Annotated in this window: 21 protein-coding genes and 1 pseudogene; 6 read left to right on the forward strand and 16 right to left on the reverse strand. The window is 61.7% G+C overall.

The window, feature by feature from the left end; genetic code table 11:
- Positions 1–14 precede the first annotated feature (14 nt).
- The 6 genes and pseudogenes from BSL82_RS21720 to istA form a co-directional block, all read right to left on the reverse strand.
- Positions 15–772 (reverse strand): annotated as a pseudogene (locus tag BSL82_RS21720) (IS5 family transposase).
- Between the two features lie 382 nt (positions 773–1,154).
- A complete protein-coding gene (locus tag BSL82_RS04250) occupies positions 1,155–1,682 on the reverse strand; it encodes a GNAT family N-acetyltransferase (RefSeq protein WP_072596182.1) in 528 nt (175 codons plus the stop codon).
- A complete protein-coding gene (locus tag BSL82_RS04255; RefSeq protein WP_031290683.1) occupies positions 1,679–1,957 on the reverse strand; it encodes a type II toxin-antitoxin system TacA family antitoxin in 279 nt (92 codons plus the stop codon). Before BSL82_RS04255 ends, BSL82_RS04250 begins: the two co-directional genes overlap by 4 nt.
- Positions 1,958–2,207: 250 nt before the next feature.
- Complete coding sequence (locus BSL82_RS04260; protein ID WP_158010677.1) at positions 2,208–2,969, reverse strand: LuxR family transcriptional regulator; 762 nt, start codon at positions 2,967–2,969, stop codon at positions 2,208–2,210.
- Between the two features lie 95 nt (positions 2,970–3,064).
- Positions 3,065–3,832, reverse strand: a complete 768-nt coding sequence (gene istB, locus BSL82_RS04265) for an IS21-like element ISSsp5 family helper ATPase IstB (RefSeq protein WP_007686288.1) — start codon at positions 3,830–3,832, stop codon at positions 3,065–3,067.
- The gene (gene istA / locus BSL82_RS04270; protein WP_083579292.1) at positions 3,829–5,322 is read right to left on the reverse strand and encodes an IS21 family transposase; all 1,494 of its coding nucleotides are present in this window, start codon (positions 5,320–5,322) and stop codon (positions 3,829–3,831) included. Before istA ends, istB begins: the two co-directional genes overlap by 4 nt.
- Positions 5,323–5,614: 292 nt before the next feature.
- Between istA and BSL82_RS04275 the strand changes: the two genes are divergently transcribed.
- On the forward strand, positions 5,615–6,367 hold the full coding sequence (locus tag BSL82_RS04275) for a glucose 1-dehydrogenase (protein ID WP_072596184.1): 753 nt from the start codon (positions 5,615–5,617) through the stop codon (positions 6,365–6,367).
- Positions 6,368–6,422: 55 nt separating this feature from the next.
- Positions 6,423–7,910 (forward strand): aldehyde dehydrogenase family protein, encoded by a 1,488-nt coding sequence (locus tag BSL82_RS04280; protein ID WP_072596185.1) that lies wholly within the window; start codon positions 6,423–6,425, stop codon positions 7,908–7,910.
- A 177-nt stretch (positions 7,911–8,087) separates the two neighbouring features.
- Here BSL82_RS04280 and BSL82_RS04285 read toward each other — a convergent pair whose 3' ends face one another.
- A complete protein-coding gene (locus tag BSL82_RS04285; protein ID WP_083579030.1) occupies positions 8,088–9,038 on the reverse strand; it encodes an EthD domain-containing protein in 951 nt (316 codons plus the stop codon).
- Entirely contained in the window at positions 8,963–9,718 is a 756-nt protein-coding gene (locus BSL82_RS04290) for an SDR family NAD(P)-dependent oxidoreductase (protein WP_072596187.1), read from the reverse strand. Before BSL82_RS04290 ends, BSL82_RS04285 begins: the two co-directional genes overlap by 76 nt.
- A gap of 527 nt (positions 9,719–10,245) precedes the next feature.
- Between BSL82_RS04290 and BSL82_RS04295 the strand changes: the two genes are divergently transcribed.
- Positions 10,246–11,964 (forward strand): FAD-dependent oxidoreductase, encoded by a 1,719-nt coding sequence (locus BSL82_RS04295; protein WP_072596188.1) that lies wholly within the window; start codon positions 10,246–10,248, stop codon positions 11,962–11,964.
- A 54-nt stretch (positions 11,965–12,018) separates the two neighbouring features.
- On the opposite strand, the gene BSL82_RS04300 is transcribed toward BSL82_RS04295, so the two are convergent.
- From BSL82_RS04300 to BSL82_RS04335, 8 genes are all read right to left on the reverse strand, one after another.
- A complete protein-coding gene (locus tag BSL82_RS04300; protein ID WP_072596189.1) occupies positions 12,019–12,402 on the reverse strand; it encodes a Rieske (2Fe-2S) protein in 384 nt (127 codons plus the stop codon).
- Positions 12,403–12,408: 6 nt separating this feature from the next.
- A complete protein-coding gene (locus BSL82_RS04305; RefSeq protein ID WP_226998613.1) occupies positions 12,409–13,257 on the reverse strand; it encodes a dioxygenase family protein in 849 nt (282 codons plus the stop codon).
- 1 nt (position 13,258) lies between these two features.
- Positions 13,259–14,323: a maleylacetate reductase gene (locus tag BSL82_RS04310; RefSeq protein ID WP_072596191.1), complete on the reverse strand. Its 1,065-nt coding sequence runs from the start codon at positions 14,321–14,323 to the stop codon at positions 13,259–13,261.
- A gap of 2 nt (positions 14,324–14,325) precedes the next feature.
- The gene (locus BSL82_RS04315) at positions 14,326–15,816 is read right to left on the reverse strand and encodes an aldehyde dehydrogenase family protein (RefSeq protein ID WP_226998614.1); all 1,491 of its coding nucleotides are present in this window, start codon (positions 15,814–15,816) and stop codon (positions 14,326–14,328) included.
- A 98-nt stretch (positions 15,817–15,914) separates the two neighbouring features.
- Positions 15,915–16,943 (reverse strand): hydroxyquinol 1,2-dioxygenase, encoded by a 1,029-nt coding sequence (locus tag BSL82_RS04320; RefSeq protein WP_072596192.1) that lies wholly within the window; start codon positions 16,941–16,943, stop codon positions 15,915–15,917.
- A 22-nt stretch (positions 16,944–16,965) separates the two neighbouring features.
- Entirely contained in the window at positions 16,966–17,478 is a 513-nt protein-coding gene (locus BSL82_RS04325; RefSeq protein WP_072596193.1) for a cupin domain-containing protein, read from the reverse strand.
- Between the two features lie 168 nt (positions 17,479–17,646).
- Positions 17,647–18,426 carry an SDR family NAD(P)-dependent oxidoreductase gene (locus tag BSL82_RS04330; RefSeq protein ID WP_072596194.1) on the reverse strand — a complete coding sequence of 260 codons (780 nt, stop codon included), beginning with the start codon at positions 18,424–18,426 and terminating at the stop codon, positions 17,647–17,649.
- Positions 18,427–18,669: 243 nt separating this feature from the next.
- Positions 18,670–19,167 (reverse strand): MarR family winged helix-turn-helix transcriptional regulator, encoded by a 498-nt coding sequence (locus BSL82_RS04335; protein WP_072596195.1) that lies wholly within the window; start codon positions 19,165–19,167, stop codon positions 18,670–18,672.
- A 348-nt stretch (positions 19,168–19,515) separates the two neighbouring features.
- Here BSL82_RS04335 and BSL82_RS04340 point away from each other — a divergent pair, with 348 nt between their 5' ends.
- From BSL82_RS04340 to BSL82_RS04350, 3 genes are all read left to right on the forward strand, one after another.
- The gene (locus tag BSL82_RS04340) at positions 19,516–21,345 is read left to right on the forward strand and encodes a flavin-containing monooxygenase (protein WP_072596196.1); all 1,830 of its coding nucleotides are present in this window, start codon (positions 19,516–19,518) and stop codon (positions 21,343–21,345) included.
- A 73-nt stretch (positions 21,346–21,418) separates the two neighbouring features.
- A complete protein-coding gene (locus tag BSL82_RS04345) occupies positions 21,419–22,315 on the forward strand; it encodes an SMP-30/gluconolactonase/LRE family protein (RefSeq protein ID WP_072596197.1) in 897 nt (298 codons plus the stop codon).
- Positions 22,316–22,412: 97 nt separating this feature from the next.
- A complete protein-coding gene (locus BSL82_RS04350) occupies positions 22,413–23,486 on the forward strand; it encodes an NADP-dependent oxidoreductase (RefSeq protein ID WP_072596198.1) in 1,074 nt (357 codons plus the stop codon).
- Positions 23,487–23,510: the final 24 nt, after the last annotated feature.

Below are 23,510 nucleotides of genomic sequence, written 5' to 3' on the forward strand. Positions count from 1 at the left end.
GGGTTGAGACTCAATCAGAGCCAGAAAGCCACAGCGGCAGCGAGGCTTACGGCTGAGAGGAAGTTTCGTGCAAGCTTGTCGTAGCGAGTAGCGATCCGGCGGAAATCCTTGAGGCGGCAGAACATAGCCTCGACCCGCCAGCGATCTTTGTAGCGGCGTTTGTCATATTGGATCGGGCGCTTGCGGTTGCGGCGGCCGGGGATCACCGGGGTCGTGCCCTGTTCGCGCAGGATGGTCCTAATGCGATTGGCGTCGTAGCCGCGGTCGGCGATCACCCGCTTCATTCCCGCTGTTTCGTTGATGAGCAGGTCGGCGCCCTTCACGTCCGATGTGTTGCCGGGCGTCAGGACGAGACGAAGCGGCCGTCCGAGGACGTCGACAAGGGCGTGGATCTTTGTTGTCCGGCCGCCACGCGAGATCCCAATGGCATTGGCTCGCGCCCCCCCTTTGCCCCACCGGCGCTACGGTGAGCCTTGATGTAGCTGCTATCGATCTGCCCGGTCTCGGCGATCCAGCCTTCTTCGGTCAGTGCAGCCAGGATGCGTGTCCAGATGCCCCGCCGGCTCCACCTGTTCCATCGGTTGTAGACCGTCGTCGCCGGCCCGTATTCGGCGGGGCAATCTGCCCAGCGACCGCCGCACTTGAGCATGTGAACGATGCCGGAGATCACCCGCCGGTCATCAACACGTCGTGCTCCTGGCTGGTTCTTGGGCAAGTGGAGCTCGATTGCTGTCCACGCTTCATCCGATAGCCAGAACAACGAACGCGACATCCCCAAGGCCTCCTCTTCAGCGAAAACGCCTTGAATCAATGAGACCAACGATTTTCAAGAGGCTGATTGAGTTTGGACCCTAGCTTCAGCCGTGTCGCTGCAGGGTCGGTTGGGGGCATGTCGACTGCGGTATTCATCGATAGTTCCTCGCAGGCGACTATAGCAGAGATCTTGTCATTGTTCCATCGTTCATAGTCGGTTTCGTGCGGCAAATCGCACCGGAACACTGGTTTGATCCCGCTGATTCTGTTCTCTGCAAGCTGATCTGGAGCGCGCCTCTGCCTTGGCGTTTCGATGCGGGATATGGTCGTGTGAGTGCCCGCCAGTGTGGAACTTACGTCCAACGCGAACGACGTTGCTCGGCGCATCGCACCCTAAACGCCTAGATCTGGCCAGCAGCTCTCAATTCACGTTCGAGTGTCGCAAAAGGCAATATGAGTGTCAGCGGTTTGTCGTGCAGCGGAATTGCGCCGTAGCTCGCATACCACTCGGCAGCGCGCTCGTTTTTGGCGTCGATGATCAGCATAACCCCGCCGACCTCGGCCGCGACGCGAATGCATCTGCGCCCGATCGCGCCCAGGAGCTGACCCCCGAGTCCTTTCCCCTGCACACGCACATCCGTCGCAAGCCGCGCGAGCCGGAAGCCCGGCACCTCATGCCTGGCGAGTCCTCGCCTCGCCAGTTCTGGCGTATCCGCATGATCCATGCTGCCCGGAGCGATGCTGTAAAAGCCGAGAACCGTCTTGTTGTCGGTGTCGTCGATGGCGAGGAACGTCTTCGCCCCGCCTGCCTCATGGCTTTGCCGCGCATAGCGCTGCAAGTAGACGTTCAGATCATTGTCGCCGCAGTCGAATGAAGCCCGATCATGCGCTTTCGAAATCGCTTCCTCGTGCCATGAAGGAAGGGTCATGCCAACTTCGGCATCGCAGCGATGGCAGCGCGCAGTTTCGCATTCGCCGGCGGCGGGTTCTCGAGCAGATCAAGAACGAGCAGGCTGTCTCTCTCGCTCAGCTTCGTCCGCTCCGCCTCTTCGATCACGTTCTCGGCCTCACGCAGCGCCGAACGTGTTACAAAGGTCGTGAGATCGGTGTGCTTGAGCGCAGCCGCCCGGGCGAGCAAAGCCTTTTGCTCAGGCCGAATGCGCAGGCTCATGCGCCTGTTGTCTTCCACTACTGCTCGCGGCATTGTGTGCCTCCACTCGTACGGCTTCAATAGGTACACCCTTCCGCTGCAGTTCGTCAAGCAGTGTACGCCTTAAAAGAGCACGGCGGGTACGCTCGGGGGGCCTCAACACGCTTCCCCACTCCCCACCTTTCCGGTTCTACTACCCCGCCTCAACCAACCTCCACCCTTCCGCGCTGCTCGCCGCAAAAAGGTCCAGGCCGTATTTGGGCAACAGTTTGCTCCCATCACACCACGGGGAGCACCATGGAGACTATTCACACTCTGGCTTATCGCCGGCGCTGTCGGGCACCCTGTCCTGGCCATCGCGGATGAGCTGAGCATCGACGATCGCACGCGCGACCAGCTCCGAGCGCCTGAAGACGCCGTAGCGTTGCTTGGCTCGCGAAATGAAGTACCGCACTGTGGTCTGGGCGATGCCGAGGATCTGGCCGATCTCCCAGTCGGTCTTGCCGAGTGCGATCAGCGCCGTGCATTCGGCTTCGCGCCGCGTGAGCCTGGGAACATTGCGGCCGTGCATGGCGTGATGAAGATAAAGGCCCGCCTTGAACGCGAAACCCGCGACGATCTGGAGCGTGGTCATCAGCGACGGCGTTATTTCGATCGGCTCCGAACGGGCGAAGGTGCAGGACGCATAGGATACGCTCGGTATGCACAACGGCACGGTGATGCCGTGAACGATACCGTAGCGCCGTGCTTCCTCGAACAGGGCCAGCTGGTGGTCGGCAAGCTCGACGAAGTTGGCGATCTCCTCCCAGCCGAACGGCCGGTCGAGCTGCTGGCTCACGTCATAGACTGGATCAATGATGAAATAATGATTCTCTCTGTAGGATTGAACGAATTCCGCAGGGTAGTTCGTAACCACCATCGAGTGCTCGACGAGCCGTGGAAGGCCGCCATGCTGGACGAGCGCAACAAAGGGAAAGCCCATTTGCAGAGCAGCATCAGCAAGTCGGTCGCGAAGCGCCTCGATCGAAGATGCCCTGTTGTCAACGGCGGAGCAAAAGTCGGCCATTCGGCGGCGTAAAACCAGGCCATCGTGTTACATGCCGGGGGGAGTGGCGTGAGGGCGTAGCCCGAGGGCCACTCCCCCCGGCATTGGTGTAATTTTCAGGGTCTGGTTTTGGCCTTGCGGGCCCGGCTGTGCGCGAGGCGATAGCTTTCGCCGTTCATCTCGAGGATGCTGACGTGATGGGTCAGGCGATCGAGGAGCGCGCCTGTGAGACGCTCAGATCCGAAGGTTTCGGTCCATTCGTCGAAGGGCAGGTTGCTGGTGATGAAGGTGGAGCCGCGTTCGTAACGCTGGGAGATCAGCTCGAACAACAGTTCGGCGCCGGTCTTGGAGAGCGGCACAAAGCCCAGTTCGTCGATGATGAGCAGCTTGTATCCGGCCATCTGCTTCTGGAAGCGCAGAAGACGGCGCTCGTCGCGGGCCTCCATCATTTCGCTGACCAGCGCTGCCGCGGTGGTGAAGCCCACCGACAGTCCTTTCTGGCATGCTGCCAGTCCGAGCCCCAACGCTACGTGCGTCTTTCCGGTGCCTGATGGCCCCAGAGCGATGGCGTTCTCACGCCGCTCGATCCACTCGCAGCGCGCCATCTCGAGCACCTGCATCTTGTTGAGCCTGGGGATGGCGGCGAAGTCGAAGCTGTCGAGGCTTTTGACGGCGGGGAAGCGCGCGGCCTTGATGCGCCGCTCGACCATGCGACGCTCCCTGTCGATCATTTCCATCTCGACGAGGCGGGCGAGGAAGCGGATATGATCGACGCCTTCAGCGGCACATTGCCGCGCGAGCTTGTGATGCTCACGCAGGCACGTAGGCAGCTTGAGCGCCTTGAGATGGTGAGCGAGAAGGATCTCCGGGGCCTGATCGCTCATGCGGCCTCCTGCCGGTCGGAGAGCAGGCTCAGATAGGCTCTGGCAAAGGTCTTCTCGACCGTGGTGCGTGGCAGGAAGGGATAGACGTCCAGGTCCAGCCTGGGCGGTACGCGTTCGATCCGGCACAGGACGAGGTGCTTGACGGCATCGAAGCCGATGGCGCCAAGATCGATGGCCTGTTCGACCGCCGCCTGGAGATCGGCGAGGGTGAACGTTTCCAGCAGGCGCAGTACCTGCACATATTCGCGCTTGCCATGTTTGTGCATGCGCCCTTCCATCAACCGCTGCAGTGTCGTGAACGCTTCGGGCAGGTCCCAGCCCTGCAAAGGCGCAGCCTGGTCGAATGCGTTGATCTTCTGCTCGATCAGCGGGAGATAATGGAGCGGGTCGAAGACAACCTCCTCGCGGGCATAGCAACGAGGATGACGGGCGATGACTTCGCTGCGGCAGCCGATCACCACCTCATCGACATAGGCCCTGATCCAGACCTCCTGATGGCCCCAGGCCACCGGAACCGAATAATCGTTGGTCCTGTAGCGCACCAGGGATTGCGAGGAGACCCGCCCGCCTTTCTGATCGCAGGCCTCGAAGGGTGTAGCGGGCAGAGGCTGCATGGCCGCGAGATCGCGTTCCAAGCGCTCACCGATCGTCTCGCTCTGCCCGCGCACCTTGTCCTGCTGGCGCTTGCGGCATTGCTCCTCCAGCCACAGGTTGAACGCCTCCCAGGTCGGGAACTTCGGGATCGGCACCATGAAGTTGCGCCGGCAATAGCCTACCAGCCCCTCCACATTGCCTTTCTCGTTCCCCTTGCCCGGGCGAGCATAGCGGTCGCGGATCACGTAATGTGACAGGAAAGCGCTGAACAGCGTGGCACGCTGCCGCGTGCCGTCGGGCAGGATCTTCGCCACAAGGCAGCGATCGTTGTCATAGACGATCGAGCGCGGTACCGCGCCGAAAAACGCGAAGGCATGCACGTGTCCGTCCACCCAGGCCTCCGCCACCGCCGCCGGATAGGCCCGCACATAGCAGGCATCACTGTGCGGCAGATCGAGCGCGAAGAAGTAGGCCTTCTGCTCCACCCCGCCGATCTCCACCAGCGCTTCCCCGAAATCGGCCTGCGCATCTCCCGCAGGGTGCGCCAGCGGCACGAACATCTCCCGGCTGCGCTGTTCGCGCTCCCGGATGTAATCCTTGATGATCGTATAGCCGCCGGTGAAACCATGCTCGGTGCGCAAACGGTCGAATACCCGCTTCGCCGTATGGCGTTGCTTGCGCGGGACACTGCGGTCACCCTCAAGCCATCCATCAATGATCGCCACAAACCCGTCCAGCTTCGGGCGCTGCGGTACGGACTGGCGCCGGTAACCCGGCGGCGATGAAAACGACAGCATCTTGCGTACCGTATCGCGCGACACATTGAAACGCTTCGCCGCCGCCCGTTGGCTCATGCCATCCGCGCAAGCCAGACGGACCTGAAGATAAAGTTCCACGCTGTAGATCCCCACACCTCCCTGACTCGGCAGAAAGGCTTCAAGGTGGACGACTTTTACGCCGCCCGCAGCAGGACTATCCCGCCGCTACCGTGGTCGAATATTGCTCCGCCGTTCTCAGCTAATGATTATTGACAATATCACGACGGGAGTTCAGTCTGGAGTTGGGTGCTGGAACTTGGGACGGCCAAGGCATCAGATCCATGTTGACGGATCGCATGCGGCGCGTGTTACCCGTCCTCCGAACAGGCAGCGAAAAATGCATGCCTGACCGGAAACCAGGAGATTGTCGGTGGCTGGAAGGTTGCAGGGAAAAGTGGCGATCGTCTCGGGGGGGGCGCGCGGCCTCGGAGCTGCCCATGTGGAAATGTTCGCCCAGGAAGGCGCCGGCGTGATGATCGGGGACATCCTGATCGATGAGGGCAAGGCGCTGGCGGAGCGTCTAGCCGACGATGGCTATCCGGTAACATTCATGGAACTGGACGTCACCGATGAGACGCATTGGGCGCGCTTGGTTGCGGCGACCGTCGAGCGGTATGGCAAGCTGACCACGCTGATCAACAATGCTGGCATCTACCACGGCGCAGGCATTGAGGACGAAACCACGCAAGGCTGGAATCGCCTGGTCGCGGTGGATCAGACAGGCGTGTTCTTCGGCATGAAGACGGCGATGCCACACCTCGTGGCAAGCGGCCATGGCGCGGTGATCAACATCTCTTCGACAATGGCGCTGACCGGCAGCCTGCGCTGCTTCACCTATCATGCGGCCAAGGGTGCCGTGCGATCGATGAGCATGGCGGCGGCTTCGGAATATGGCCCCAAGAACGTCCGGGTGAATTCGATCTATCCCGGATCGATAGAGGCCAAGAGCCACGAGGACACGCTGCCGGGCGACGTCGAAGCGATCCTGAAAGCGACGCCGATGGGCCGCAAGGGCGTTCCGCGCGACATCGCGGCCGCGTCATTGTTCCTCTGCTCGGATGAAGCGAACTTCATCACGGGCGCGGAATTGATTGTTGATGGTGGGTGGCATGCGGGCGTCTAGCAAATGACGGCGTATCTAGCGGATATTCAATCTCGATCTTCACAGGAGAGTAGCGATGGCGACTTTAGAGCGCAGCCATGACGAAAAGCAGAAGCTGCTGAAACATGCCGGCCGGATGTTCATCAACAACAAGTGGGTCGATGCCGTTTCGGGCCGAACCTTCGATGTTTTTGATCCGGCAACCGGAGAGGTCCTTACCAAGGTGGCCGAGGGTGACAAGGCGGATGTCGACATAGCCGTGGCGGCCGCCCGCGCCGCGTTCGACGGCGGCGCATGGTCGCGGGTCAGCCCGGCGGAGCGTGGCCGGCTGCTGTGGAAGGTCGCTGACCTGCTCGAGCGCGACGCCGAGGCGTTTGCAAGGCTCGAGACGATCGACAACGGAAAGCCATTGTCGATGTCGCGCGGCGACGTGGGCCTGGCGATCGACATGTTCCGCTACATGGGCGGTTGGGCGACGAAGATCGTCGGAGAAACGATGGAGCTTTCCGTCGGCTTCCCGCACCACAGCTATACATCGCGCGAGCCCGTCGGCGTCGCCGCGCAAATCGTACCGTGGAATTTCCCGCTGCTCATGGCCGCATGGAAGATCGCGCCGGCGCTGGCGGCCGGCTGTTCGGTTGTGCTGAAAAGCGCAGAGCAGACGCCGCTTACCGCGCTCAAGCTGGCCGAGATCTTCGAGGAGGTCGGCTTCCCGGCTGGCGCCGTCAATTTCCTATCGGGTTTCGGCGAAACCGCCGGCGCGGCGCTTGCCGCGCATCCCTATGTCGACAAGGTCGCCTTCACGGGATCGACCGAGGTCGGCAAGCTGATCGCTAAGGCCGCGACGGGTAATCTGAAGCGGCTCACCTTGGAACTCGGCGGAAAGTCCCCCGTCATCATCTTTCCCGATGCCGATCTTGATGCGGCCGCCCAAGGCGCAGCAGCCGGCATCTTCTACAATCAGGGTCAGGTATGCTGCGCCGGTTCGCGCGTTTACGTGCATGAATCGGCGTTCGACCGGGTGGTCGCGGACATCAGCGATCGCGCAGACGCGATCAAGGTCCGCCCCGGCCTGGACGAAGACAGCGAGATGGGTCCGCTGGTTTCCGACGAGCAGCTATCCCGGGTGATGGGTTTTTTCGATTCCGGCCGCGAGGATGGCGCCCGCGTCGTGACGGGCGGCGGGCGCCATGGCGACAAGGGCTATTTCGTCAAGCCGACAGTCTATGCCGATACGAACCGCGACATGCGGCTCGTGCGTGAGGAGATCTTCGGACCGGTCATCGTTGCCGAGCCGTTCGGAGACGACGATCTCGACCGCATCGCCGCGATCGCGAACGACACGGAATATGGCCTGGCTTCCTCGGTATGGAGCCGCGACATCTCCAAGGCGCTCATGATGACGAAGAAGATCAAGGCCGGCACCGTGTGGGTAAATTGCCACAATGTGTTCGACTCCAACCTGCCCTTCGGCGGGTTCAAGCAGTCGGGCTGGGGCCGCGAAATGGGCCATTATGCGATCGAGAATTATACCGAAGTGAAGTCCGTCACGATCAAGCTCTGACCGCGGCAATGGCGCCCCCGTGCTGCCGATATGGCGACATGGGGCGCCATTCACCTGTCCATTTCAAGTTGGCGCTACTGCGTCCACCGGGTGTCGGCAGCCAGAGACAGCGACGATCCATACCATCCCGAGCGCGCAGCCGCGGCGCGGGACCGCCGCATTCATATCAACGAGCGATTACCCGCCCCTGCCGATGTCGGCGGCGGGCGTCACACGTTCGTCCACCATGAAGCGCTGGATCCTGCTACGATCCAGGATCTTTTCCTCGTCATCAGCGAACAGCTTGGCCGCTACCGGCTCGGACAGCGTGTCGATCATCTCCTGGATGTCTTCCTGCTTCCGGAACCATATTTCCGTGATGGCATCGAATTCCGGCCGCCGTGCGCTCTCGAGCGCGCCCGTGTCGAGGCTACCGTCTGAAATGACATAGTTGCGGTGGTAGCTGGCCAGCATCGAGAGATATTTTGCCGCCAGGACCGAATGGTGTCCCTCGTAATAATCCCGCATCTGGTCGACGGTGATGGTGGGGTTGCGGTTGAGCATAACGACCATCTTGGTCATCTTCTCTCCCGTCTGCCCCTTGGGAGCGCCTCTGAGATTGGCGTCGGGCGTCGCGTACTCATCCACGAAGAAGGTGATGGTGCGGTCACGCTCGATGAAGTTGTTCTCGTCTTCAATGATCGCGCTCCGGATATCCGGTTGATCGAGAGCCCGAAGCGCCGCTTGCAGCGCCGCCCGATCGCTAAACCATAGAGAGGTCACGACGTTGAAGTCCGGCGCCGCCGGGGTGTCTTCGATATGCCCGCCTTCAACTTGCCCGTTGGGCAGGACATAGTTGCGGGAATAGGCGGAGAAGCCGGGGAATATCCGGTTTATCAGCGGCACGTGGCGATGCTCGTAATAGTCCACGAAGTCGGCATAGTTCATGCCGCTCTTCTTAGTTAAAAGCCCGATCAGCCTAATCATACTCATCTCCTGTGACTGTGTTCCGCGGTGGCGACGCTCGCCCCGACTGCAATCATTCTTGATCGCGCCGCCCGAGCGCGCCGAACTCAGATGGCCAGGAAGCCGCCATCGACCGGCAGCGACACGCCGGTGACGAAGGATGCCGCGTCCGACAAAAGCCATTTCACCGCCTCGCCCACTTCGCGGGGTTCACCAAAGCGCTCGATGGGATGGTGGTCGATGAGCTTCTTCATATTCGCCGTCAGCGCCGGATCGCTGTTGGCCCGCGCCACCATCGGCGTGTTGATGGTGCCCGGCAGAATCGCGTTCACACGGATATTCTGGCCGCCATAGTCCAGCGCCGCGGCCTTGGTCAGGCCGATCACGCCATGCTTTGCCGCCACATATTCGGATGCGTGGAGCCAGGCGACTACACCGAGCGCCGACGAGGTGTTGACGATGGAGCCGCCGCCGCATTCCAGCATCGCGGAGATCTGATATTTCATGCACAGGAATACGGCGGTAAGATCGACACCGACGACCTTGTTCCAATCGGAAACCGACAGCTGGTGCAGTGGCATGCCGCGGTGTTCGACGCCGGCATTGTTGAAGGCGCCGTCCAGGCGGCCATAGGCAGACACCGCGGTCGACACCATGTTCTCAACGGCGCTTTCGCTCGAGACGTCGGTCTCGACGAATTTGCAATTTGCTCCCTGCCCTGCCAGCTCTCTTGCCAGATCATGCCCAGCCGAGCCGATATCCGCCAGAATGAGCTTAGCTCCCGCCTGCGCCAGGACCTTTACCGTAGCCGCGCCAATCCCGCCCGTTGCGCCGGTGACGATGATAACCTTGTTCTGGAGCATGGAATTGTTCCCACTTGAATTGGACAGCGCCGATCCGGTTCGTCCGTTCGGAAAATTTGTTTATCGGCCTGAAACTCGTGCCGTCGGCCACAGCGCAACGCCGATCCGGCCAATAGAACCAGGCCGCGATCCGGGAGGGCGCGGCGCGGGGTGAGCGCGCCCGAAGGGACGACCTGGTTATTGCCGGCGTCGAGAGAAAACCCGCTTTCCATCCGCTCCTGTCCGCTCGGCAGCTTTGCCGTAGTCGTGTAACGGCTATTGGCTGCCGTCTATATTGTCAATATACAGTATCGTTCTCCAGCATTCACCATGCGGGCAATGGCGAGGATTGCATGAAATAATCCTTTGGATTCGACATAATTCATGGCGGATGAGAACTTTCATCGCATTGCATAACATACGTTTGAGTTACTAATTCACTCGTGTATTCTGCCGCGAAATTCGCCGAGGAGACGGGTGCGATTCGGCCGGAAGGCCGACGCCGATGATCCAAGCAGAAGAGTGATGCTCGAATTCGGAGAAGGTGCATGCAGTCGTTAGATTCGCCGGAATATGATGTCATCGTCGTCGGCACCGGCGCGGCCGGGCTGACCGCCGCCGTGACAGCCTCATTGCGCGGACTCTCTGTTCTTGTCCTGGAGAAGACAGACAAATTCGGCGGCACGACAGCCTATTCGGGCGGCGAAATATGGATTCCCGCCAACCACATGATCGAGCAGGCCGATATGGGCTGGGCTCTGCCGAAGATCGGTCTGGCCGATAGCGTCGAAAAAGCAAAAACCTATCTGATGCAGCTGGTCGGACCGACCGTGAAGCCCGAACGGATCGACGCGTATCTCCACAGCGGACCGCAGATGATCCGTGAACTCGAGGGTAAGATCGGCCTCAAATGGCTGCATCATCCCTTGCCCGATTATTATTCGGAGCTGGTCGGCGGGATATCCTATGGCCGGACGATCGAGCCGGCGCCGTTCGACGGTGCCAAGCTGGGCGCGGAACTTGCCGATCTGCGTAGCCCCTCGCCTGCCTTTGACGTGCCGCTTGGCGCCATGACCAGCATGGAAGGCATCAACCTCAGCTTCGGGCTCGGCGACAAGCGTGGGCCGAAGGCGCTTCGCGCGATCATCGCCCGCGCGATCAAAGCCAAGCTCACGGGCGCGAAGCCATTGGCCTGCGGCCGGTCGCTGCTCGCGCAGTTGCGCCTCGCGCTCAAGCAGCGTGGCGCGCCACTGTGGCTATCCACGCCGGTGACCGCCCTTGTCACCGAGGGTAAGGGCAGCGATCAGCGGGTCGTCGGCGTGGAGGCCGTTCGCGACGGAAAAAAGGTCGTCCTGCGCGCTAGCCGGGGTGTCGTGCTGGCCATGGGTGGCTTCGCGGGTTCGCAGAGAATGCGCGAGAAATATCTCCCGATGCCGACCGATGCGGAATGGTCGCTGGCGCCTCGCGATGGCCAGGATGGCGATGGGCTTTCCCTCGCCGAAGGGGTTGGAGCCGAATTGCGGAACACCGAAAAAGCCTGGGGCTTTCCCACGGCTGTGCTGCCTGATCGCAACGGAAAGCTTCAGCCGATGATGGCGCTCTATGAGCGGATGAAGCCCGGAACCATCACCGTCAACGGCCAGGGCATGCGCTACGTCGACGAATGCAAACCCTATGAGGATACATGGAAAGCCATGTATGCCAGCGATAGCAAAGAGGCGTCGACGATACCGTCCTATCTGATCTTCGATGCCCGCGTGAAAAAGAAATATGCAATGTTTTTCTCGGCGCCGATGGTGCCGTTTCCAAAGCATTGGATGAAGCCAGGGCTGATCCGGAAAGCCGACAGCATCGCCGAACTCGCCGCATTGATCGACATCCCGCCGGCCAATCTCGAAGCATCGGTGACGCGCTTCAACGAGATGGCGTTGAAAGGCAAGGATGAGGATTTCGGCCGCGGGCGGACAGCCTTCGGCCGATATTTCGGCGATGCGAGTTTCGACAACCCCAATCTTGGACCGCTGAAGGACGCGCCCTTCTACGCGGTGCCGATCTGGCCCGGCGACCTGGGTACCAAGGGCGGCGTGTCGATCAACGAATATGCCGAGGCCCTGCGGGCAGACGGGAGCGTGATCCAAGGCCTGTTCGCGTGCGGAAATACGTCGGCGTCCGTGATGGGGGACACCTATCCCGGTGCGGGCGGAACGATCGGGCCGGCGATGACTCTGGGCTATATCGCGGCGAACCGCATGGCGGGCACGAACTGACGAGGTCGATCCTGTCCGAGCCGGGAAATCGTCCCGGCTCGGATATCGCCGCGTTCACAATCGCCCGATCAGCAATTCTCCACCATCATTCTCGCTGATCGGCACGGCAATCAGGCGGTTGTCAACGCATGCGCCCGAAACGCACAGACCATCGTCCAGCCGGAATTCGGCGAAATGCCGCGAGCATCGGATGTAGCCGTCGAACACGAACGCGTCCGGCTCATGGTTGAGCGCAAGCGAGAAATGCGGGCAAAGGTTCAGATATCCGCGAAAGCTCGCCCGCGACCGTACTACGAACATTCTGAATGCACTGCGTCCGCGACCGAATCTGAATTCGCGCGCCGCCCCGTGGGGGATCGCCGCCGCCGCGCAAAGCGGCGTCCCCACGGCAGGCGCGTTCGGCCGCAGGCTCCAATAATCGCGGTCGTCCGACGACATCGCGTTTCAGCCGTCCTTAGCGAGCTTGAAATCATAGCGAACGACACGACGCCCCTCGTCGTCTTCGACCGGCGTCACGATCAACGACTCCTTCACGCCGAACACGGCATCGCTGTGCAGATAGGGATCGCCTGCGATGAACAGGTGCGTCACCAACCGCCGATAGCCGGGCGCCGTGATCATGAAGTGGATATGCGACGGCCGGTTGGGATGGCGCCCCATCTGATCGAGCAGCCGACCGACCGGTCCGTCGTCGGGGATGGCATATGACACGGGCGTGACGGTCTCGAAGCGGTATGCGCCGCTTTCATCGGTCTGAAAGGTCGCGCGCAAATGACCTTGGGGTTGGGCAGGATCCTGGACATCGTAAAGACCGTTGGGCGCCGTCTGCCAGACCTCGATCAAGGCGCCGGCCAGCGGCGATCCATCGCAATCGGCGATGCCCCCTTCCATCACCATCAACTCGCCGGGCTCGCGCCGCTTGAGGATCGACGAGCCGATGGGCGATATCGGCTGGAGCCCGGCGTAAAATGGTCCGAGCACGGTGGACTCGCTGGCGCCGCCATCGGCGCCGTGATTGATCGCGTCAATCAGCATCGATATGCCGAGAACATCGGACAGCAGGATGAATTCCTGTCGATTGCCATCGCACATCTTGCCCGTCTGGGTCAGGAATTCGATCGCCAGTGCCCATTCCTGCTCGGTCACGTACGCCTCGCGGACGGCGTCGTGGATGTGACGCAACAAGATGGTCATCACCTCGCGCAGCCGCGGTTCGGCGGTTGCCATGCGTGCGATCGCATCGTCGGTGAGCGGCTCGAACAGCGGCGTCGTTGCCGATTTCACTTCGCTCACGTCACCCCTCGACCGGCCGTTCGCCGGCATAGGCCCGCGCGACCATCGTCCTGATCGCCTCGAATTCGACTGGTCTGGGGTTCCAATAGGGATTCTTGACGGCCTGCTCGGCCGCCGTCTGGATTCCCGCCTCAGGCATCCCCAGGGCCTTGAGCGACGCGGGCGCGCCGACGGTTCGGCCCAGATTGAACAGGGCGCCGGCGGGATCCTCCGTTCCCAGCGCCCGGCGCAGGGCCGCCATCGCTTCGGGGATCATCGGCGCATTGAACGCCAGTGCATGCGGCAGGACGATCGAATGTGTCTCCGCATGCGGCAGATCGAAGGCACCGCCGAGCGTGTGGCAAAGCTTATGGTGCAGCGCCATGCCCACTGAGCCAAGCACTGTTCCGCACAGCCAGGCCCCGAACAACGCCTGGCTTCGCGCCTCGATATCCTGCGGCGCCGCCATGATGCGGGGAAGCGATGTCGCCAGCGTCCTGACGGCCGCCTCTGCCATTAGCTGCACAAGTGGATTGGTGTCGCGTGCATAAAGCCCCTCCACTGCGTGCGCGATCGCGTTGAGCCCACTGATCCCCGACAGAGCCGGCGGTAGGCTGAGCGTGAATTCGACGTCATAGATGACGACGTTCGGAAGGATTTTCGGGCTCCGCTGCGTGGTCTTGCGGCCATCCACCGTTTCGCCCAGGATCGGCGTGACCTCCGACCCAGCATAGGTCGTGGGAATAGCGATCTGCGGCACGCCGGTGCGGAGCGCGAGCGCCTTGCCCAACCCTATGGTCGAGCCGCCGCCGAAAGAAATCACGCAATCGGCGCCGGTCTGCTTCAGCACGTCGAGCGCCTGTTCAGTCACCCCAAGTGGCGTGTGCATCGTCGCGCCGTCGAAATGGCCGACGATCTGGCCTTCCGCCGGCAAAGTGGCCTCGCGCGCCTGCTCGGTCTGCTGCGGAGTCGACAGGAGGAGCGCGCGCGTGCCGGCGACCTCCTCGATCGCATCGGCCAGGGAAGCGATGGTCCCCCGCCCGAATTTTATGCGAGCCGGCAGGCTTTCATAGGTGAAGCTGAGCACGGTCAGCGCCGATAGAAGGGCGGAATCTGGGCGTCGACATTGACCCAGACCGACTTGGCGACCGTATATTCGCGCATGGCCTCAAAGCCCATTTCGCGTCCATAGCCGGACTGCCCCTGCCCGCCGAACGGCGACGCGGGGTGCACCCGCTTGTAGCAGTTGATCCAGACCATGCCGGCGTGGATCTGCTTGGCGAAGCGGTGCGCGCGCCTGATATTCTCCGTCCACAGCCCGGCGCCGAGACCATAGTCCGTGCCGTTGGCGATCGCGAGGGCCTCCTCGTCGGTCTTGAAGGTCAGCACCGTGACGAACGGGCCGAACACCTCCTCCTGCGCCACCCGATCCCCGGCCTTGGCGCGGACGATCGTCGGTTCGATGAAGCAGCCATTGGCGAAGGCATCGCCCGCCGGCTTCTTCCCGCCGAGCAGGATTTCGCCCCCCTGTTCCCGCGCAACATCGACGAACGACAGCACGCGTTGCTGATGCAGCGGCGAGGTCAGTGGCCCCATTTCGGTTTCGGGATCGAGCGGATCGCCGATGCGGATCGATCGCGCCAATTCCACGAAGCGGGCGAGAAACTCGTCGGCGATATCCTCGTGCAGGATCAGGCGCGAACCCGCGATGCAGGCCTGCCCCTGATTGTGGAAGATTGCGAACGCCGAACCGTTGACCGCCGCCAAGATGTTGGCGTCGGGGAAAACGATGTTGGGCCCCTTTCCACCTAGTTCGAGCTGGATCTTCTTCAGATTGCCTGCCGACGCCTGGACAATGCGCCGACCGGTGGCCGTCGACCCTGTGAAGGCGATCTTGCCGATATCCGGATGATCCGCGAGCCGCTGCCCGGCGGTATCCCCATAGCCCGGTACGATGTTGATGACGCCGGCAGGAAAGCCGACTTGCTGCATCAGCTCGCCGATCCGCAAGGTGGAAAGCGGAGTGATTTCGGACGGCTTCATGACCATCACGTTCCCGGCCGCCAGCGCCGGGCCCATCTTCCAGCTGGTGAACATCAGCGGGAAGTTCCACGGCACGATGGCACCGACGACTCCGATCGGCTCACGCTCGACATAGTTGAGGAAACCGGCATCGACCGGGATGACCGAGCCTTCGAGCTTGTCCGCCATTCCGCCGAAATAGCGGAAGCACAGCACCGTCCGCGGCACGTCGAGCGAGAGGCAATCCCGGATCGGATGCCCCGTGTCTATCGCCTCTATGCGCGCCAGATTCGGCGTGTCAGCCTCGATGGCGTCGGCGAGCTTTAGCATGAGCCGTCCGCGCTCGTGGGCCGGCAGGGCGCGCCAGGCCGGAAACGCCGCCTGGGCGGCGATCACCGCCTTGTCCACGTCGGCCGCCGTCGCCTCGGCGATATCGGCCAATTTTTCGCCGTTGAAGGGATTGGCGACGGCGATAGTCCGGCCTTCGGTGCCGTCCAGCCATTCACCGCCAATCAAGAGCTTCGTCTGAAATTGGGGAACGGTATCTTTTATAACCACTATCGGCTCCTTGCTTCCAACCTGCGCGGAGCAGTTCAGATCGGGTGATGCGGGGCAGCGCCGATCAGGGGTGACCTCCCCGAAGCCGCCCGCATGACTCAGAATGTTACGGGAACGACCGGCGCCGTGCCGTTAGCAATCATCTCCGGAATCCGGGGCGATCCATTTTCCCACACCAGCAGCATCGACCGCTTGGTCGAATAGCCCTGGTGGCGGATATCGGCCGGCATACAGCAGATGTCGCCGGCCCGGGCGAGGACGCGGGCGCGGGGCTTGCCCGTCTCCTTGTCCTTGACGTCCCAGCTGATCTCGTCCGAAAGCTGCAGGAACCATTCGCAGCGATCATTGCCATGTTCGATCGGAAGCACGAACTCCTCCGATGTCGGGCAGAAGAGACTGTCGCCTACGACCGAACAGACGCTCGGATTCCAGGTGACGTCCGAACGCGAGAGATAGGCGAACAGATTGAAGGCGCTGACCTCGTTCTCGAAGCCCGGCTCGACCTCGACGTCGGGAACGTCCTGCGCCACATCGGCGAACTGACGGTTTACGGGGAAGCCCGCTTCGTCGGTGCGCAGCGGCGCGTCGCCCGGCAGACCGACCATCCGCCGGGCCGCGACGCGCCGACGATCGATAGCCGCGTCATTGTTGCCGTTCTTGCGGCCCCAGGGTTGACCGGTTTCCATCGGCGCGGCGAACGGATCGAAGTCCTGGTTGGTCCAGTCGCCGAGCAAATCCTTCAGAAGCCCCATCAGCGCATCCGAACGGAACCGCTGCTGATAATCGCGGCGGGCGTTGCGATAGGCATCGTTGAATGCGCCGGCGAAGAGCGTGACTTCGCCATAATGGTTGATGGTTCCGAAGACGCCGTCGAAGTTCACGACCCCGTAGAAGAAGCCCCATGACACATCGCGCATCGCCGCCCGCAGAAAGGCATCGACAGGGATGACATGCGTTCCGCCGGGCCAGGATATCCGCGCGAAATACTCGTCGCGGCGCAGCACGAAGCCGCCCGCGCGAAACGCGCGATATCCGGTTTCATTGCAGATCGGCAGCACCTCCGTATCGGTGCTTGCCGTGGACGCCGGGTTGGCATTCTCGCGCTCGGATGCTTCGGACATGGCCATTATGCTTCTCCTGTAATTTCGCTCAAACGGACTCGGTCTGGCAGATCGAAGCCCATTTCTGGACGGTGACTTCGCCCTCGATCGTCTGAAAAAGGATCACGCCGGGCTGGTCCGCATGAAAGCGATAAGCCGCTCCCGTCGGTAGCGCGGCCATATGCCCGCGGCCAAGGCTGATACGGCCCATCTTCCGTCCTGGGAGGGTGTCCTCGCCGATGCGGACCGCGCCCTCACTTTCCGGATCGACATAATCCTCCGGCCGATCCAGCTTGATCAGGTGGACCTCGGTCCTGCCGTCGAGGCAAAGGACGAACTCGTCATGCGCGCAGGTGAACCAGCTGGACGTTCCTTCCGCCCGCGCGGCTTCGATGACATATTCGAAATTCTTGCCCACCGCGATCCGCTCATAAGGCTCCGCACCCTCGGCGACTTCGAACACGTTTGAGAAGACATAATTGCGCGGATCGTCTTCGATGATCTCGACCCCGCCCTTGCGATAGTCCTTCAAACTGCCGAACTGGGTAACAACGCCTTCCATCGCAATCTCCCGAAAGCACATATGTCCTGTCGCTTCTCAAGCGACGGAAATTCGTCCGATCCAAGATAGAGTGAGCAGGGCTTGCGGTCCTGCATAAAGCGGACTTTCTTTGGCATAATCGCGTGGGATGGTTCCTTGCGATGGCCACGCGCATCAACGCGCAAAAATCTAAAGCGCGAAGCCACCATCGCAATGCACGACCTGGCCGGTAACGAACGATGCCCTCGCCGAGGCCAGGAAGACAACAACCTGAGCGACCTCGGACGCCTGCCCCGCGCGTCCCATCGGCGTCATGCTGGCCGCATTTTCATAGATGAAGGCAGTCGGCCCCGTCTTGAGGATTTCCGTCATGCCGGCGTCGATCATTCCCGGGCCGACGCCGTTGGCGCGAATGCCCGTCCTTGCTTCCTCGAGCGCGATGTGGCGCAGCAGGGTCGCAACGGCCGCTTTGGGCGTAGCCGAAAGGCCGTCGTTGCCGAAAGTCCGGTCGATCGCCGCCGTGAGGAGGGCGGTAAGGGAGCCGCCGCCGCCCTCGCGCAGATAGGCGACGGCGGCCTGCGCGATGTTGAAGAAGCCGATCACGTCGGTATCGATAACCGCGCGGAAGGATTCGAGGCTGAACTCCACGACAGGCCCGATCTCCAGAACCAACCCGCCCGCCGAGATGACGCTGTGAATGCGGCCGTGTAGACCGGCCGCCTTTTGCAGAACGTTATCCACCGACTCCTTGCTTCGAACGTCGCACTGAACGATCTCCGCACTGCCCCCTGCGGCCCTGATCTCGCCCACCACGCCTTCGACATTCTCAGGCCGGGAAAAATAGGTGATCATGACAGGCACGCCGCGCTCCGCGAGCAAGCCGGCAATGGCTTGACCAATGCCACCTGAACCACCGAAAACGACGGCACAACCTTGAGGGAACTCGGGAGTTTCGAGATCAAATTTCATGGCACCCCACCTCCGTCACATTTCTAACGACGGATTCTTGGGCCTACGATGACAGCGGAGGGATTTTCGATCCTGCATAAAGCCAACTGTCTGCGGCATAATCGCAGCACCTACGATGACTTCCGGGATGGTACGCGAGCCCCGGTTCCGTTTCAATGATAGGAGCCCGAATTCGCAGAAGGCCTCAGGCCTCCGGTGGTTAGGCGACGATGCTATCGAGCGCTCGTGCTCGGTAATGCCATCTCAATCGGATATGATGGATTGAAGCGCGACATCGGGTGTTTTGGCTTCCGCTCCCTCCGGCCCGGAAACCTTGTCGAGAAGCTCGACAAAGATGGCACGCTCCCCCGGCGTCATCGCTACCGTAATTCGATCCTCGACCGCATCGACGAGCACAGCTGCACGCTCCATCAAATCTTCACCCGCTTTGGTGAGGCGAATGGCCCGAACGCGGCGGTCCTTGACACTCTGCGTCCGTTTGATGATTTCGCGCTGCTCCAGTTTGTCCAATATCGTTGTCAGGTTCTGCATCGATATGCCCAGAGCGAGGCTGATGCCCGACTGCTGCGCATCGCCGCCACTGATATGCGCAAGCACTGTGAACTCGACAGGCGTGAGGCCAATTTCGGCGGTTCCGGCACGAAAGGCGCGGCGTACGCACAGATACGCCCGTCCTATCCTGCTCCCGACCAGCGAATTGAACTCGCCGGAGGAATACGCGCCATGCCTTTTCTTGCCCATTCAACCTCAACAATATCAAGCGCCCGCCACTATATTGGCGGATTCGCGCAACTTCAAACGCAGAGCGGATCAACCCTATTCAGCCAGGCCAAATTGTAAACTAAAGTTTGTACTCCGGTGGTCGATTGAACGATAACTTCATGCTTGGCATTCCGATTCCGTCTCGGAAATCGGAGGGCAGCAGCCACCATCGCAGCCGCCATAGTAGTAACAGAGATTGACAATAGATTCGCCAAACTTTAGGCAGCACAAACCGGCAAACGGCGCAAAAAGCTAAACGGGCAGTAAGATTCCTGGCGTCGGCGCACATGGTATTCGGTGGCTGGAACCGCGGTTTGGAGAGATGGAATGGAAGAGGTCAGTGCGGAAGTGCGGCAACTGGTCGGTCAGCTCGACTTCGATCAGGCAGAGCTGGCGCGCCGTTATGCCTATGAACGGGACGTTCGTTTGCGCCCCGACCGTAACAATCAGTATATCGAGACGGAGAAGGAATTCTCCCATTATGCCGACGACCCTTATGCAGAGCCCCTTGTCCGGGCCGCGGTCGAAGGTCACACCGATGTTATCGTGGTCGGCGGCGGGATCGGCGGACTTGTGACAGCCTCCTATCTTCATGACGCCGGTGTCGACGACGTCCGGATCATCGAAAAGGGCGGCGACTTCGGCGGGACCTGGTACTGGAATCGCTATCCCGGCCTGCGGTGCGACGTCGAATCCTATGTCTACATGCCGCTGCTGGAGCGCTTCGGGGGCTTCCCCACCGAAAAGTACAGCAGGGGTTCGGAGATTCTCGACCATCTGCGCAAGATCGCGCGGAAGCTCAACCTGTACGACAAGGCACTGCTGCAGACCCAGGTCATGGGCCTGAAATGGGACAAGGACGCGGCACTGTGGCGCGTCGAGACCGATCGCGGCGACAAGGTCACCGCCAAGTTCGTCATCATGGCCAATGGCCTGCTCGTGAAGCCCAAGCTGCCGGGCATTCCCGGCATCGAAGATTTCAAGGGTCACACCTTCCACACCAGCCGTTGGGACTATGACTATACCGGCGGCAGCCAGAACAGCGCGCTGGTGAACCTGGCCGACAAACGGGTGGGAATTGTCGGCACGGGCGCCACGGCGGTTCAGGTCGTGCCCGAGGTCGGCTCGGTCGCGAAGGAACTCTACGTCTTTCAGCGGACGCCCGCCGCGGTCGATTACCGCTATAATAGGCCGACGGACGTTGCCTGGGCCGGAAACCTGGCTCCTGGCTGGCAGGACGACAGGGTGGTCAATTTCCACGCCGTCGCCGGGGGGCTCATCGACGGCCCCGATCTGGTGAAGGACGGTTGGACCGAAATCGGCAAGCTGCAGGATTCGACTGCCAGCTGGGCAGCGAAGAAGATTGGCCGCCCGCTCAACAGCGCAGAGGCGGAATTCGTCACCAACGCGCTGGACGATCTAAAGATGAACCATCTGCGCGCCCGTATCGACGCGGAGGTAAAGGATCCGGCAACGGCAGAGGCGCTCAAGCCATGGCATCGTCGCTGGTGCAAGCGGCCTTCGTTCAGCGATGAATATCTGCAGACCTTCAATCGGCCCAACGTCTCGATCGTCGATACCGCCGGCAAGGGCATCGAGCGGATGACGGCGAACGGCGTCGTCGCCGGCGGCAAGGAATATGAGCTCGACTGCCTGATCTTCGCGACCGGCTATGAGGTCGGCACCGAATATACCCGCCGGGCCGGCTATGACGTCATCGGCCGTGACGGCGTGGAGCTGGGCCAATATTGGCATAATGGGATGCGGACCTATCAAGGCATTTTCATTCACGGCTTCCCGAACCTGTTCATGTGCGGTTGGGGACAGAGCGCCGGCACTTTTTCGGTCACGTTCATGCTGTCCGAGCAGGCGAAGCATATCGCATTCGTCCTGAAGACCTGTCTTGATCGCGGGCTGCGCACAGTCGAGCCCTCTGCGGAAGCCGTCGAGGACTATGTCCTGAGCGTGCGCCCGCTATCGATCAGCCAGCGGAAGTTCTGGCAGGATTGCACACCGAGCTATTTCACGACGGAAGGCGATACCGCCAATCCTCACGGCATGTTTGCGAACATTCCGCCCGTGGGACCGATCCAATTTTACCAGGATCTGGAAGCGTGGCGCGCCCGAGGCGACCTGAAAGGCCTTGAGCTTGCCTAAGTCCGCAGTTCGGAGCGGCCAGGGGCTGCAGGGCGGCGGCTTCGACTGTCGACATGATCAGGGTGAAAGGACTATGATGGCCGAGGAATGCAAGATTGTCGCTAGTGGCTTTCGCTTCAACGAATGCCCCAGATGGCATGATGGCGCGCTCTATCTCGTCGATATGTATGATCGACGCGTCTGCCGCATGGACAGCGATGGTCAGGTTAATACCGTCGTCGAACTGGAACATCCCGGCGGCCTTGGCTGGTTGCCGGACGGCAACCTGCTGGTCGTTGCCTCGCACGACTGCAAGGTCCTCCGCTATGACGGGCATGGCTTGCACGAACATGCCGATCTGACCGGCCAAGGCCTGGTCATGGTCAACGACATGGTCGTCGGCAAATCGGGCAATGCCTATGCCGGCGGGCTCGGCGCCGGCTTTGCGGACGGGCTGCTGCCACCCATCCCAATCTTTCACATCACGGCGGACGGCAAGGTCCGCCCTGTTGCCGAAGGGCTCTACGGCCCCAATGGCATGGTGATCACCCCCGACGGCAAGACGCTGATCGTGGCCGAAAGTTTTGCGAGCCGACTGACAGCTTTCGACATCGCCGGTGACGGCAGCTTATCGAACAGGCGGACGTGGGCGTCCCTCGGCGGCGGTGAGATCAGCTCGGTGGAGGCTCTGCTGGAGAAAGACTTCGTGATCCCCGACGGCATTGCTCTCGACGCCGAAGGCGCCGTCTGGGTAGCGGACGCGCGCGGCGGCGGCGCTTTGCGCGTCGCAGAGGGTGGCCAAATCCTGGAGCGGCGCTCCTTCGGTTCCGATACCGCTGTTGCCGTCGCACTGGGCGGACAGGACGGACGGACGCTTTATGCGATGGCCGGCCCACCCTTTCACAAGATGGCTGAAATTTTCGGCTCGACCGATCGGCTTTATTCCATCCGGACCTGCGCGGTCGATGTTGCCGGGGTGGAGGTATATTGATCGACCGGTCGCGGCTTGGCGCGCGCCCGGAGTCCAACCCATCGAGCAAAGCACCGATCTGGCGCGAAAGCGTGATCGGCACACGCGAAGGAAGTTCATGCAGACTTACGAAGGAAAGGCTATCGTCCTGGCATCCAGGCCGACGGGCAAACCCGCCCCCGACAACTTTCGCGTGGAAGATATCGCGATTTCGCACGTTCCCGACGGGAAGGTCCTGATCCAGAATCTGTGGCTGTCGATCGAGCCCTATATGATGCTGAGCATGAAGGGCTCGATCCCGATGTCGCAGCGGGTCCACGCCAACCGGCTCAACCGGCTGTCGGACCTCTATGTTAGCGGCGTCGATATCGGACAGGTCATGTGCGGCCCCACGATCGCGCGCATCCTGGTGTCGAAGCGGGATGATTTCCGTGCCGGCGACATGGTCGTGGCCTATGGCGGCTGGCAGGACATCCTCATCGACGACGGGAGCGCCCTGCTCAGGATCGATCCCTCGGCCGGTCATGTGACGGCACAGCTGGGCGTGCTGGGGATCCCGGGATTCACCGCTTATGGCGCCATGCGGGAAATCGCACAGCCGAAGGCCGGCGAGACGGTCGTCGTGTCGGCAGCCTTCGGTCCGGTGGGCTCGGTCGCCGGGCAGATGGCGCGGCTGGCCGGTGCGCGAAGCGTGGGGATCGCGAGCGGCCCGGACAAATGCCGCCGGCTCGTGACGGACCTTGGCTTCGATGTCGCACTCGACCGTCTGGTGCCGGATTTCGCCGCGCAGCTCGCCGAGGCCTGCCCAAACGGCATCGACGTCTATTTCGAGAATGTCGGCGGCATGATCTGGTGGACCGTGTTGCCCTTACTCAACGAACGCGCGCGCATCCCGCTCTGCGGGCTCGTGTCGCGATATGCATCGGACGGCGTCGATGACGGCATCGACCGTAGCATGGAGGTGATTGAGGCGATCCAATATAAGCGCCTGCTGATCCGCGGCGTGTCCGTCTTCGACTATGTGCCCCTGGAGGCGGACTTCTATCGCGAGATGGCTGGCTGGGTGGAGCGTGGCGATATCCGGTATGTCGAGGATGTCGCGGAAGGTCTCGCATCGGCGCCGCAGGCACTGATTGACGTGCTGAAGGGCCGCAACAACGGCAAGATGCTGGTCCGGCTGGGGCGCCGATGAAACGTCTGGGCGCTATGCATGCCG

This window comes from Tardibacter chloracetimidivorans, from assembly GCF_001890385.1.
Lineage (GTDB): Bacteria > Pseudomonadota > Alphaproteobacteria > Sphingomonadales > Sphingomonadaceae > Tardibacter > Tardibacter chloracetimidivorans.